12 protein-coding genes are annotated in these 12,918 nt (G+C 63.8%); 6 read left to right on the top strand and 6 right to left on the bottom strand.

Going from position 1 to position 12,918, the window contains the following annotated elements; genetic code table 11:
• Positions 1–232 precede the first annotated feature (232 nt).
• Together LB564_RS30040 and LB564_RS30035 are read left to right on the top strand one after the other, a co-directional pair.
• A complete protein-coding gene (locus tag LB564_RS30040; RefSeq protein WP_224542692.1) occupies positions 233–1,855 on the top strand; it encodes an FAD-binding protein in 1,623 nt (540 codons plus the stop codon).
• Positions 1,856–1,930: 75 nt separating this feature from the next.
• Complete coding sequence (locus LB564_RS30035) at positions 1,931–2,554, top strand: hypothetical protein (protein ID WP_224542691.1); 624 nt, start codon at positions 1,931–1,933, stop codon at positions 2,552–2,554.
• A gap of 5 nt (positions 2,555–2,559) precedes the next feature.
• Here the strand turns inward: LB564_RS30035 and LB564_RS30030 are convergent, their stop codons facing one another.
• From LB564_RS30030 to LB564_RS30020, 3 genes are all read right to left on the bottom strand, one after another.
• Positions 2,560–3,081 (bottom strand): hypothetical protein, encoded by a 522-nt coding sequence (locus LB564_RS30030; RefSeq protein WP_224542690.1) that lies wholly within the window; start codon positions 3,079–3,081, stop codon positions 2,560–2,562.
• 130 nt (positions 3,082–3,211) lie between these two features.
• Positions 3,212–4,342, bottom strand: a complete 1,131-nt coding sequence (locus LB564_RS30025; protein ID WP_224542689.1) for a hypothetical protein — start codon at positions 4,340–4,342, stop codon at positions 3,212–3,214.
• 6 nt (positions 4,343–4,348) lie between these two features.
• Positions 4,349–4,783, bottom strand: a complete 435-nt coding sequence (locus LB564_RS30020; protein WP_095792823.1) for a DUF4383 domain-containing protein — start codon at positions 4,781–4,783, stop codon at positions 4,349–4,351.
• 772 nt (positions 4,784–5,555) lie between these two features.
• Here LB564_RS30020 and LB564_RS30015 point away from each other — a divergent pair.
• Positions 5,556–6,494: a diacylglycerol kinase family lipid kinase gene (locus LB564_RS30015; RefSeq protein ID WP_318012868.1), complete on the top strand. Its 939-nt coding sequence runs from the start codon at positions 5,556–5,558 to the stop codon at positions 6,492–6,494.
• 92 nt (positions 6,495–6,586) lie between these two features.
• Here the strand turns inward: LB564_RS30015 and LB564_RS30010 are convergent, their stop codons facing one another.
• Genes LB564_RS30010 through LB564_RS30000 form a run of 3 tightly spaced genes read right to left on the bottom strand, consistent with a single transcriptional unit; the run spans position 6,587 to position 10,328 of the window.
• The gene (locus tag LB564_RS30010; protein ID WP_224542687.1) at positions 6,587–7,504 is read right to left on the bottom strand and encodes an NAD(P)-dependent oxidoreductase; all 918 of its coding nucleotides are present in this window, start codon (positions 7,502–7,504) and stop codon (positions 6,587–6,589) included.
• Complete coding sequence (locus LB564_RS30005; RefSeq protein WP_140704900.1) at positions 7,501–8,715, bottom strand: mandelate racemase/muconate lactonizing enzyme family protein; 1,215 nt, start codon at positions 8,713–8,715, stop codon at positions 7,501–7,503. Before LB564_RS30005 ends, LB564_RS30010 begins: the two co-directional genes overlap by 4 nt.
• Positions 8,712–10,328, bottom strand: a complete 1,617-nt coding sequence (locus tag LB564_RS30000; protein WP_224542686.1) for a GMC family oxidoreductase — start codon at positions 10,326–10,328, stop codon at positions 8,712–8,714. Before LB564_RS30000 ends, LB564_RS30005 begins: the two co-directional genes overlap by 4 nt.
• A gap of 205 nt (positions 10,329–10,533) precedes the next feature.
• Between LB564_RS30000 and LB564_RS29995 the strand changes: the two genes are divergently transcribed.
• The 3 genes from LB564_RS29995 to LB564_RS29985 all read left to right on the top strand — a co-directional run bounded on the left by LB564_RS29995 (position 10,534) and on the right by LB564_RS29985 (position 12,916).
• On the top strand, positions 10,534–11,475 hold the full coding sequence (locus LB564_RS29995) for a phosphoribosylaminoimidazolesuccinocarboxamide synthase (RefSeq protein ID WP_224542685.1): 942 nt from the start codon (positions 10,534–10,536) through the stop codon (positions 11,473–11,475).
• Positions 11,476–11,546: 71 nt separating this feature from the next.
• A complete protein-coding gene (locus LB564_RS29990) occupies positions 11,547–12,428 on the top strand; it encodes an alpha/beta fold hydrolase (protein ID WP_224542684.1) in 882 nt (293 codons plus the stop codon).
• Positions 12,429–12,520: 92 nt separating this feature from the next.
• On the top strand, positions 12,521–12,916 hold the full coding sequence (locus LB564_RS29985; protein WP_140704906.1) for an acyl-CoA thioesterase: 396 nt from the start codon (positions 12,521–12,523) through the stop codon (positions 12,914–12,916).
• Positions 12,917–12,918: the final 2 nt, after the last annotated feature.

Here is a 12,918-nt window from a genome sequence, read left to right as displayed (position 1 = left end):
TCTCCATCGAATCAATCCCAGTAAGGAATCGAGCTTCAATGCGCCGCGCAACCGAGATGTGTGAACGCGATAGGTCCTTCACGGGGAGAGGGTAAGGGTGAGGGGCGGCGCAATCCTTCGAATTTGTCCCCATGATGTCGAAAACCTCACCAATATCCGCCTTGGCTCTGCCATGCGCCGCTATGGTTTTCGCCAGAAAGCCGCGCTATCCCTTGGCCAACGGGGGATGTGCATGGTCGGGGAACGCAAAAGGTTTCTTCTGTCGCGGCGCTTGCTGCTCGGCGCGACGGTCTTCGGCGGCGCCGTGCTGTGGGGCGGCACAACCGTGGCGCGGCTGGCGCGCGGCCCGTCAGGGCCGAAGGATGCCGGACGCATCGCCGACATAGATGGCATCGCGCTGCCGCTGAAGCCGATCGACAGCCCGCCGGCCTTCGATCCGTCGCTACCTTGGCTCGCAAAAGGCGGCGACATCAACGATGCCAGCGGCCTGTCGAGGACCCCTGTTTATGGCGTCGTCGAGGTCAGCGAGGAAGAGCATGTCGCCAAGGCGTTGGCCTTCGCGCGCGCCAATGGATTGAAGGTGTCGCTGGCGGCCGTCCGCCATTCAATGGGCGGCCATGCCTTCGACGACAATGCGCTGGTTCTGGATCTGAGAAAGTTCAACAAGGTCACGGTGGACGCCGCCACCAAGACCATGACCTTGCAGCCCGGCGCGCGCTGGCACGACATCCAGACCATGCTGCATCCGCGCTTCGCGGTGAAGGCGATGCAGTCGACCGACATTTTTTCGGTCGGCGGTTCGCTGTCGGTGAACGCGCATGGCATGGACCACCAGGCGGGCTCGGTGGCCGGCTCGATCCGCTCGATGCGGGTGATGCTGGCCGACGGTTCGGTGACGATTTGCTCGCCAACCGAAAACGACGAACTGTTCCGCCATGTCATCGGCGGCTACGGCCTGTTCGGCGTGGTGGTGGAGGCGACGCTCGATATCGTCGACAATGCCGTCTACCGCACCTCGCGCGAGATCATCAGGTCCGACGACTTCCCGAGATTCTTCGCCGAGGTGCTGGAGCCGAACAGGGATATCGGCCTGTTCTACGGCCATCTGTCGACGGCGCCGGGCAACTTCCTCGAGGACATGATCGTCTACCGCTACGACAAGGTGGCCGAAGAGCCGCCGGCGGACCAGCCGCCGCTTGGTGAACCCGATGGCGTCGGCCTGAAGCGGGTGATCATGAACATGGCCAAATGGGGCAGCGCGTTCCAGGAATTGAAATGGTTCACCGAAAAGACGCTGGAGCCGAAATTCGAGAGCTGTACGGTGGCGCGTACGTCGGCCATGGCCGAGGGCGAGGCCTGTCTCGTCACCCGCAACAACCCGATGCACGATTCGGTGCCCTATCTGTTCAATAACCTGATGAACGAGACCGACATATTGCACGAATATTTTATTCCTCGCGCGAGGTATAATCCATTCATCGCGGAAGCGCGCGACATCCTGCGCAACCAGGACCTGCCGGTGCTCAACGCCTCGGTGCGCATCGTTCACAAGGAGGATGTGGCGCTGACCTACGCGCCGGAGCCGGCCTATTCGCTGGTGCTCTACATCAACCAGCCGGCCGATGCCGATGGCAACGCGAGGATGCGGGCGCTGACGCGGGCGCTGATCGACGTGACGATCAAGCATGGCGGCCGGTTCTTCCTGCCCTACCAGTTGCACTATACGGGCAAGGAGTTGCTGGCGTCCTATCCCGAACTGCCGGCCTTCCTGGCGGCAAAGCGGCACCATGACCCGACGGAACTGTTTTCCTCGACCTTCTACCGTGCCATCAAGGCGCTGAGCGGGGTGGTGTAGGAAGCAGTTCCAGGAAAAGTGTGAAGCGGTTTTCCCGTCCCGGAACTGCTCAGGAATAGAGCAGGAGAACAGTCAATGCGCATGGTGTCAGCGGCGGCCCTCACTCTCATCGCGCTGTGCGCTGGATCGGCCGGAGCCGAGGACCTCAAGGCCTTCAGGCTGACGATCGACGGCAAGTCGTTGGATATCGACGCCGGCGAAAGCACCCACGTGACGTTGCCGGACGGCAAAGAGGTTGAAGTGAAGCTCGACAGGAACGACTTCGCCACCTTTTCCGGCGACAGTTTCTCCTTCAACCATCCGAGCGGCATTTCGGTGACCAAGACCGATCTCGGCGAAAACATCACGCAATATCTGATGGCCTCGGCGCTCGGCACGATCATCGTCGTGCAGGAATACGGCAAGATGAACCCCGTGTCGCTCAACCAGCTGATGCTGCAGGAGATGACCAGGGAATCGGTGCAGGCGGGTGCCGCGCTGACGCAGCAGCCGACAACCCGCAAGCTTGCCGACGGCAAGGAACTGACCGGCATCCGCGCCGAGGTGAAGACGCGCACCGACACCGCGTATTTCGAGATCGTCGGCTACGGCCTCTCCGATCAGGGGCTGTTGTTCATCACGCGCGTCGGCAGCGAAGACGAGGCCACCGAACAGCCGCTGATCGACAAGTTCTGGGAGAGCCTGAAGGTGAAGATGTAAGCTGCCTACAGCCCCGTCGGCACCAGGCTGGCCAGCCAGTTCACGGAGCGCTTTGCCGCGTCGGCGGTTGCCGAGGCGGCGCGGCCGAGATCGGTCTTGACCACGGCATAGCCGTTCTTCGTGCGATAGAGCACGCCGGTTCCGCCGTCGACCACCTGTTCATAGGCGACGGGCCGGGCCGCTGCCGCGTCCATGGCCGTCGTCGGTGATCCCACGGGCACGCTCGGCCGATGGCTGAGCTCCGGCGGCAACGGGCTTTCGGGCTCGACGGCCCGGCTGGTGGGCTTCAGTTCCGGACCCGAAGCGATCGCGGCCAGGTGCGATGAGGACGCCGAACCTTTCGCGCGGCAGATGCCGGAGACCAGCGGATAGTTGAAATTGCGCTCGTGCAGGATCTGGCTCTTCATTGCGGCTTCGCAATCGGCGATGGTCGACCACTTGGCCGGCGTCTCGCCGATATATTCGCACAGCTTGGCGTCGCAGTCGCAGCCGACAATGGTCATGGCGACAAGGGCGGTCTTGATCACGGTCTTGTCCCTTCGAGATGCCCCCCGGCAATCCAGCCGTCCCCTTCGCGCGCGAACAAGGCGGGATTTGGCCGCGATTGTGGAATCGTCGTGACGAAGAGATCAATATGCCCTGATGTGGCCGAAAGGCTCAGTAGTCGTAGACGTGTTCGAGCTTCGCGCCTGCCTTCATCAGTGATGGCAGCACCAGATGCAGCTTGCGCACGGCGACGACCATGCCGGTGCGGCGCGTCGAGGGGTCGGCCGGCAGCGGATAGCTGAACAGGATGCGCATGCCTTCGGGGACGGCGATCGCGTCGGTCGACAGCATCGTCACCATGATCTCGTCATTGCCGCCGATTTCGACAAAGGAGACACCCTTGTCGATCAGGCGCGGGATCATGTCGGTGAACACCTGGTAGCGCTTGGTGACGAAGATGGTGCCGTCGGCACCATAGTCGCGCTCCAGCAAGGTGTCGGGCTCGTTGCGCGTGGCTTCGCCGACCGGTCCCCTGGCCCAGACATGGACATCGAGGAAGGCCGGGTCGGAGGTGGCGGCCAGCGCCTGCTTGATCAGGTCGGCATAGCCTTGCTTGATGGTGTCGGCGAGGCCGAAGGCAAGCTTGCGTTCGCTGGTGCGGATGGAACTGTCGCCAGGCGCCGGCTGCACCGCGAAAAGCCCGGCGCGCTTCTCGGCATAGGGGAACTGGTACCACGGCACCTGGTCGAGAAAGCCCGCATAGTCCGCCGCCACCTTGGCCTGGTAGATGTCGGCGGCGGTGCGCTTGGCCGATGTCGCCTCGGTGACGCGGCCGACGGTGTTCTCATAGGCCCATTGCAGGATATGCTCGATCGAGTGGCTGGTGCCGATGATGACCAGCATCTGGTGGTTGGCGTAGTTGAATTTGTAGGCGGAGCTGGCGCGGATCACCGTGGCGTAATCCTGCCAGAAGCGGCCGACATAGGACCAATAGGGAAAGCCGCTCGGCTGGTCCTTGGCGACGAAACCGGCATATTCGCGCGCGGCATAGACGATCGCCCATTCCGGGTAGGTGAGGAAGGTCGATTCCTCCGGCCGCTGGTAGCCGGGAATTTCGGCGCGCACCTTGTCGGCCAGCGCCTTGGGCGGCGCGCCGTCGGCAATGCCGGGCAGCGGCGTCTTGTCGAGCGACGGGGTGGTCAGGAAGCCATAACCCAGCCCCGCGATCGGGATCAGGATGACGATGACGATCAGCCAGAGGATCGTCTTGATGATGCGCTTTATCAAGCGGAACAGGAACATGGCCGGTCAGGCCGTGGCGAAGTGGTCATGGATGCGCTTCGACAGCCAGAAGCCGACATAGACGGCGAAGCCGCCGATGACGATGTGCGGCAGGTTGGCGAAGAAGCGGGCAGGAAACTCGATGTCGTTGAGGGAGCGGAAACCGTTGATGAAGATGCCGGCATCGAGGCAGCCGGAGCCGGTGATCAGCCCGAGCACGCCGTCGAACAGATAGACCGAGCCGAACAGCTTGAAATAGAACACCGCCTGGCGGTGCGAGATGAAGGCGGCGGCCAGCGCCCAGACGCCTGAAAAGGCGTGCAGCAGATCGTCATACCATTGCAGGGAGAACAGGCCGAACAGATTGCCGTTGGCATCGTTGAAGGCGGGAATGTAGCCGATGGCGACGACCGCGAAGAACAGGAAGGCGTAGGCAACGGCAAGCTTCTGGATCAGCGTCATGAAGTATCCCCCTTCGAAGAGCCCGTTGCTGACGGACTCTGACGACGCAGCGATACTAACCGATTTTGACGCGCGGTGAAGCGGCGCCCGCAACTTCGCCGGGAAAGAACTTCGAGGGGGCCAAAAGACAGTCGGCGCCGGGATTTCTCCCAGCGCCTCCCTGTCAGATCAGGACACGGTCGCGGCAGCAACTTCCGTAAAGTCGTCGCGCCATGCCGGCCTTGATTTTGACGGTCCTGCCAGTCATCACCCGAGGGCGATGCCCGTTCCAGACCACGCTGGCCTTCACCCTTGCGGGCTTTGCCCTGCGTGCCATCGAAGGTTTTTGCCGTCCTTCATGGCAGCATCGGTCCGCCGTCGGCGTTGGCACGCTTTCCGCGGCCCCGTAGGTCTCGGCTCCGTCCCTCGAACAGGCAAGCCTGCTCTCGCTTCGGGCCGTACGGGCCTCAGGAAATCCGCCTTTCACTTCCGCCTTTCGGCTTGGCGATCGGTAGCCGCCTGAGATGGGTTGAACTTACGCCGGGTAAGGGTCTTGGGGAATGCCCGTGCCCCTGTGGATAGCGGGATTATCGGGGACCGATGCCAGAAGCCAAGGAAATTCAAGCACGAACGCCTTAGACAGCCTGCCCGCTTTTTCGGCGCACGAACCCACACGCCCCTTGCCCTGCCGACGGACGCGGGTTTCAATGCCGGCAAAGGATCGGGGCCGGCAAAGGATCGGGCCCGGCAAAGGATCGGGTTCTCCATGCCCGGCGCCGGGGAGGGCGAGAATTTGAAGGTCGGGGTGGTGCTCAATCCGATTGCCGGCGGCGGCCGGCTGAAACGGCATTGGCCCGATGTCGCGGCCGCGCTGAAAAAGCACTTCGGCGATTTCGAATTGCGCGAGACGCAGGCAGAGGGCGATGCCGAGCGGCTGGCGCTCGATCTTGCGGCGAACGGCTTCGACCTGGTGATCGCGGCCGGGGGCGACGGCACGGCGAGCGAAGTGGCCGACGGCTTGCTGCAGGCCCGCGAGGAGGGCGGCAGGACAACCGAACTCGGCCTCCTGCCGTGCGGCACCGGCATCGATTTCGCGCGCGGCCTCGGCCTGCCGAACGAGATCGACGCGACGCTGAAGCGGATTGCCGAGGCCAAGGCCAGGGCGGTCGACGCCGGCCGCATCTGCTATATCGACGATCATGGCGCGCTGGCCAGCCGGCACTTCATCAACATCGCCAGCCTTGGCCTGTCGGGCGCCACCGACCGCGCCGTCAATGCCGACAAGCGCAAGGGCAGGACGTCGGCCAAGGCGCTGTTCCTGTGGCGCACCGTGGTCGAGTTCACCCGTTACCGCTTTCAGGACGTACGGATCACCGTCGACGATGGCGCCCCGGTCGAGGCACGCATGGCGCTGGTGGCGGTGGCCAACGGCAAATTCTTCGGCGGCGGCATGATGATCGCGCCGGATGCGGAGCTGGCCGACGGACAGTTCGACATCGTCATCCTGCGCGCGGCGGGCAAGCTGAAGCTGATCTGGGACATCAGGCTGCTCTATGGCGGCAGGCACCGCAACCACCCGGCGATCACCATCCTGCGCGGCCGGAAAGTGGTTGTCGAACCGCTCGGCGACGTCGAGAAGAACGGTGCGCTGGTCGACATCGACGGCGAATCGCCCGGGCGCATACCGGCGACCTTTGAGATCCTGCCCGGGGTGCTGGCGCTGAGATATTGAATCAAGAAGCTGAGAGCCTGATTCAATTGGTTGGCAGAGTGATTTCGCGTTGCCATCCAACGCGATGAAATTGCTTGATATCCTGTGCCGTCTCAGACTTCGAGCTTGGCCGGAAAACCAGGCGCGCGTAGCTCTGTTCCGACCGCGTCTTCCAGCAATTTGACGATCTGCGTCGACCAGGCGCCGCCGCCATAGGCTGCCTTGCCTTGCTCGAACATTGCGTTGACGCGCGATGCAAGCTCGAGCGGCACGCCGGATTTTTCGGCTATGGCGAGCGCGAAGCCAAGGTCCTTTAGCGCCAGGTCCATGGTGAAGCCGATGTCGTAGGAGCCGTTCAGCACGAGCTGGCTTTCGGTCTCGTGAACGAAGCTGTTGCCGGAGGAGGCCACAATGGCGTGATAGGATTGCGCCAGATCGAGCCCGCCTTGCTTGGCCAGCATCAGCGCCTCGCCGGCGGCGACGAGATGGATGAAGGCCAGCATGTTGGTGATGACCTTGATCACCGCCGCCGAGCCGACCGGACCCATCAGGAACGATTTCGCGCACATCGCTTCGATGGCCTTGCGGTGGCGCTCGTAGAGGGCGGCGTCGCCGCCGACCAGCGCGGTGATCTTTCCCACCGCCGCCAGATGCACGCCGCCGGTGACCGGGCATTCCAGTGTCTCGATCCCCTTGGCCGAGGCGAGGGCGGCAAGCCGCAAAATCTCGTCGCGGCCGTTGGTCGACATCTCGATCCAGGTGCCACCTTTTGGCAGGCCTTCCAGCAATCCGCCCGGGCCGGCCAGCACCGCTTCGCTGACCTTCGGCGAGGGCAGGCAGCTTATGGCATTGCCGGTCCGTGCCGCGGCTTCGGCCGGGGTGTTCGCTGACGTAGCGCCGAGCGCGACGAGGCGCTCGACGGCGGTGGGGTCGCGGTCGACAACGGTGACGGCAAAGCCATGGCGGATCAGGCTGGCGGCAAGGTTGCCGCCGAGATGGCCAAGGCCGATGAAGGCGTAGCTTTCGCTCACGGCATCAGCGGCGTCTGCATCATCTGCAGATGCAGGTCCTTGCCAGTGTAGGGATGCGCGTCGCAGACCGCCTCGTTGAGTTCGACGCCGAGGCCGGGCTCCTTCGAGGGAATGACATTGCCGTCCTGCCATTCGATTTTCTTCTTCAGCAGCGTGGCGTGGAAACCGTCCCACTGCTTCAGCGATTCCAGGATCAGGAAGTTGGGCAAGGTCACCGCGAGCTGGATGTTGGCGGCACCGACGATCGGCCCGCAATAGCAATGCGGCGCGATCTGGATGTGGTAGGCCTCGGCCATGGCGGCGATCTTCTTGGTTTCGAGAATGCCGCCGGAGCGGCCGAGGTCCGGCTGCAGGATGGTCGCGGCGCGGTTCTCGATGACGCGGGCGAATTCGAACTTCGTCGTCAGCCGCTCGCCGGTGGCGATCGGGATGGAAGTCGCACGCGCCACCTGCGCCATCACTTCGGGCATATCGGGCGGCACCGGCTCCTCGAACCAGAGGGGATCATAGGGCTCGATGGCGCGCGCCATGCGCAGCGCGCCCGATGCGGTGAACTGGCCGTGCGTGCCGAACAATATGTCGGCGCGGGTGCCGACCGCCTCGCGGATGGCCTTGATCATGCGGGTCGAGACATCGATGTCGACGAGGCGTGGCTGGTGGCCGTCGAAGGCGGTGTAGGGACCAGCCGGGTCGAGCTTGACGGCATTGAAACCCTGCTCGACATATTCGAGCGCGCAGGCCGCAGCCATCTCGGGGTCGTTGTAGACGTTCCTGCCGTCCGGCGCGTCCTCGGAATGGACGCTGCCGGTGTGCGGATAGAGATAGGTGTAGGAGCGCAGCGTCTCGTGCACCTGGCCGCCGAGCAGCTTGTAGACCGGCTTGTTGGCCTCCTTGCCGATGATGTCCCAGCAGGCCATTTCGAGTGCTGAGAAGCAGCCCATGCCGGAGACGTCGGGACGCTGGGTGAAGCCGGAGGAATAGGCGCGGCGGAAGAAGTTCTCGATGTCGTGCGGATCACGGCCGACGAGGTAGCGCTCGGCCATGTCCTCGATCATCCTGGCCGTGATGTGGGCCGAGAAGGTGGCGTTGTAGGCCTCGCCATAGCCGACCACGCCGCCATCGGTGGTCAGCTTGACGAAGATGAAGTATTTGCCGCCGATGCCGGGCGGCGGGTTGCCGACAACCCAGGTCTTGACGTCGGTGATCTTCATGTGTGGTCCTCCAGAACCAGTTCGGCGCCCTTCCACCCGGTCATGACCGAGGCGGCGTTGGTATTGCCGGTGATGTTGTCGGGAAAGATCGAGGCGTCGATGACGCGCAGCCCTTCAAGGCCGTGTACTTTCAGGCGCGGATCGACGACCGAACGCGAGGGGTCGGGCCCCATGCGGCAGGTCGACACCGGGTGGTAGACGGTGCCGGAGCGCTTCCTGAAATCGGTGATCAGGTCGGCGTCGGACTGGATCGACGGACCGGGCAACACCTCTTCGGCGATGATCTCGGCCATGGCAGGCATCGAGGCGATCTTGCGCACGAATTTCACCGCCGCCAGCATCTCGTCGACATCGGCATTGGTCGAGTAGGCGTTGGCGACGATTTTCGGATAATCCAGCGGGTTCTTGGAGCGGATCATGATCTCGCCCCGGCTCGATGGGCGGCAGTTGGACAGGCCGATGGAGAAACCCGGCCATGGATCGGGCGTCAGGATCGGCCGCTCGCCGTTCCTCGGGATGACGGTCGAGAAGGCCTGGAAATAGAGCTGCATGTTGGGCCGCGAAAACGCCGGATCGGTGCGGAAGAAGCCGCCGCCATGGTTCATCGACAGCGACAGCGGCCCGGAGCGCGTCAGGATGTACTGCATGCCGACGAGCAGCTTGCCCCACCAGGGGCGCAGGATCTGGTTGAGCGTCGGCAGCTTGCCCTTGAAGGTGTAGTTGATGCCGACATGGTCCTGCAGGTTGGCGCCGACATTCTCGCTGGCGTGGACGACCGGGATGCCCAGCCCCTTGAGCAGGGCCGAAGGGCCGACGCCGGAAAGCTGCAGCAGCTGCGGCGAGTTGATCGAGCCTGCGGACAGGATCACTTCGTGGCCGGCGCGCGCGGTCTTCGTCCGGCCGTTCTGAAGGTACTCGATGCCCACGGCACGCTTGCCCTCGAACAGGATGCGGCTGGCCAGCGCGTTGGTCTCGACGCGCACATTGGCGCGCTTCATCGCCGGGCGCAGGAAGGCGCGCGCGGCCGACATGCGGCGGCCGTTCCTGGTCGAGATCTGGTAGGTGCCGACGCCTTCCTGGGCCGCACCGTTGAAGTCGGGATTGAGCGGCAGGCCGGCCTGCTGGCCGGCGGCGAGATAGCGCTTGGTCAGCGGGTGGACGGCATCAGTGGTGTCGCTGATGTGGAGTGGCCCGCCGGTGCCGCGCCATGAGTCGGCGCCGGCCTCGTTGTCCTCGATCGCCTTGAAGGCGGGCAGCAGATCGTCATAGCCCCAGCCGGGGTTGCCGGCGGCGCGCCAATCGTCGAAATCCTCCCGCGCGCCTCGGATCCAGACCATGGCGTTGATCGAACTCGAGCCGCCGAGCAGCTTGCCGCGCGGCCAGTGGTCGACATTGCCGCCAAGGCCGGGGTCCGGCTCGGCCTTGTAGTTCCAGTTGACCTGGGGATCGAAGAAGGTCTTGCCGTAGCCGAGCGGCATCTGCACGTAGAAGCGGCGGTCGCTGCCGCCGGCCTCCAGCACCAGCACCGAGAAGCGGCCGGAGGCCGAGAGCTTGTCGGCGAGCACCGAGCCGGCCGAGCCGGAGCCGACGATGATGAAGTCATAGGTCTGCATGATGGAAATGGGAGGCTCCTGAAAACAGGGCGCAGCCTAGACGTGGCGGTGTCGAGAAGTCGCCGGGCCTTCCGGCATGCGTTGTGAAAAAAGCGACCGCGATGTCGGGGCGAGTTGCGGGGAATACCGACAATCGCGCTTGATATGCATGGGGTCGACGGACTATGCGGTGACATCGGCCACTCTGCACAAGGCAGGAGAACCCATGCGTGTCCTGTCGGATGCTTTCATTCCCGAACTGCCGGGCTATTACCGGGGCAAGGTCCGCGAAAATTATGACCTAGCCGACGGCAGGCGCATTATCATCGCCACCGACCGGCTCAGCGCCTTCGACATCATCCTGACCTCGATCCCGTTCAAGGGCGAGATCCTCACCCAGACCGCGCGCTACTGGTTCGAGGAAACCGCCGACATCTGTCCGAACCATGTGCTCGAATATCCCGACCCGAATGTCGTGGTCGGTACAAGGCTCGACATCCTGCCGGTCGAGATCGTCGTGCGCGGCTATCTGGCCGGGACCACCAGCACCTCAATCCTGACCCGGTACAAGCGCGGCGAGCGGGAGATGTATGGAATGCGCCTGCCGGACGGAATACGCGACAACGAGAAGCTGGCCGAACCGGTCATCACGCCGACCAGCAAGGCGGCCGATGGCGGCCATGACGAGCCGTTGTCCAGGGCCGAGATCATCGGGCAGGGGCTGCTTACGCCGGCGCAGTGGGACACCGTTTCGCGCTACGCCTTGAAGCTGTTCGCCCGCGGCCAGGCGCGCGCCGCCGAGCGCGGCCTGATCCTTGCCGACACGAAATACGAATTCGGCACCAACAAGGACGGGAAGATCATTCTCGCCGACGAAATCCACACGCCCGACTCGAGCCGCTACTGGATCGCGGCGAGCTACGCACAGGCGCTGGAGAACGGCACGCGGCCGGAGAGCTTCGACAAGGATTTCATCCGCTCGTGGGTGACGGCGCGCTGCGATCCCTACAAGGACCCGATCCCCGAGATACCGGTCGAGATCGTCGGACAGGCTTCGCGCATCTATGCCCGGGCCTATGAGGCGATCACCGGCAAGACGTTTATGCCCGACCTGTCCGGCGACACGGTGCTGGACCGCATCCGAGCTAGCCTCGGCCGTTATTTCTAGGAGCCCATCAGCCTTGGCCTAGACTTGGACCTGGGCTGGGAACCTTCCCTGGCACCGTTGATTTCGACATCATGTTCGACGGTTTCCGACTGGAGAAGGTCCGCCTTACGAGCGCGACGCTCCGCGTTCGTGTCGGCGGGAGCGGACCAGCAATCCTCTTGCTGCACGGGCATCCGCGCACGCATGTCACCTGGCACAAGGTAGCCGACCTCCTGGTGAAGGATCATACCGTTGTCTGCCCCGACTTGCGCGGGTTCGGGCAATCCTCGATTCCCGATGACACGACAGATCATTCCGGATCCTCGAAGCGAGCGAAGGCCCAGGATTGCATCGAACTCATGCGTTATTTGGGGTTCGACCGTTTCGCGGCGGTCGGGCATGATCGCGGCAGCTATACGGCCTTCAGGCTGGCGATGGACCACCCGGCCGCCGTCAGCCGTCTGATGATCCTGGATGGGGTTCCGATCCTCGAAGCACTGGAGCGCTGCGACGCTCGATTTGCCGCCGCATGGTGGCATTGGTTCTTCTTCGCGCAGCCGGACAAGCCCGAGCGCGCCATAAGCGCTGCCCCCGAACAATGGTACGGCGGATCGCCAGGAGAGATGGGCAAAGAAGCGTATGCGGACTATCTCGAAGCGATCCGCAATCCCGAAATCGTCCATGGCATGATCGAAGACTATCGGGCCGGCCTGTCGATCGACCATCTCCACGATGCGGAAGATCGTCGATCGGGTCGCCGGATTCAGTGCCCGATGGCGGTGTTGTGGTCGCTGAAAGACGATCTCGAAGCCTTGTATGGAGATATCCTGGCAATCTGGAGGCCCTGGGCAGGCTCGACTCTCATCGGCAAGGGACTGCCGAGCGGCCATCACATGGCGGAGGAAATTCCGGATATGCTGGCCTTCGAAATCAACACCTTCGTTGCCCCTGACCGAGCCGCCAATCCCCGTTGACTGCTTCCGCCATGACATCACCCGGTCGCGCGTTGACCTCCGGGCGCCTTGACGCTACGGGAGCGAGGGCAGTCGATATCGAGGGATCTCGCATGGTGCACTATGCCGATGGACGGCCGATCGGAGACCTGACGCTGCGCACGCTGGCCATGCCATCCGACGCCAACGCGGCCGGCGACATTTTTGGCGGCTGGGTGATGGCGCAGATGGACCTTGCCTGCGGCATCCGTGCCGCCGAGCGCGCCAGGGGCCGGGTGGTGACCGCGGCGGTCAAGGAGATGTCCTTCGCCAAGCCGATGAAGATCGGCGACACGCTGTGCATCTACACCCATGTCGAACGCGTCGGCCGCACCTCGATGACGCTCAAGGTCGAAGCTTGGGCGCAGCGCTATCTCTCCGACCTGATGGAAAAGGTGACGCACGCCGATTTCGTCATGGTCGCGCTCGACGGTGAGGGCAAGCCGAAAGCGGTTCCGCCGGAAGGCTGACG

The organism is Mesorhizobium sp. ES1-6, assembly GCF_020164775.1.
GTDB lineage: Bacteria > Pseudomonadota > Alphaproteobacteria > Rhizobiales > Rhizobiaceae > Mesorhizobium.
The sequence above is the reverse complement of the archived record's forward strand: the minus strand, read 5'-3'. Positions and strand labels throughout refer to the sequence as shown.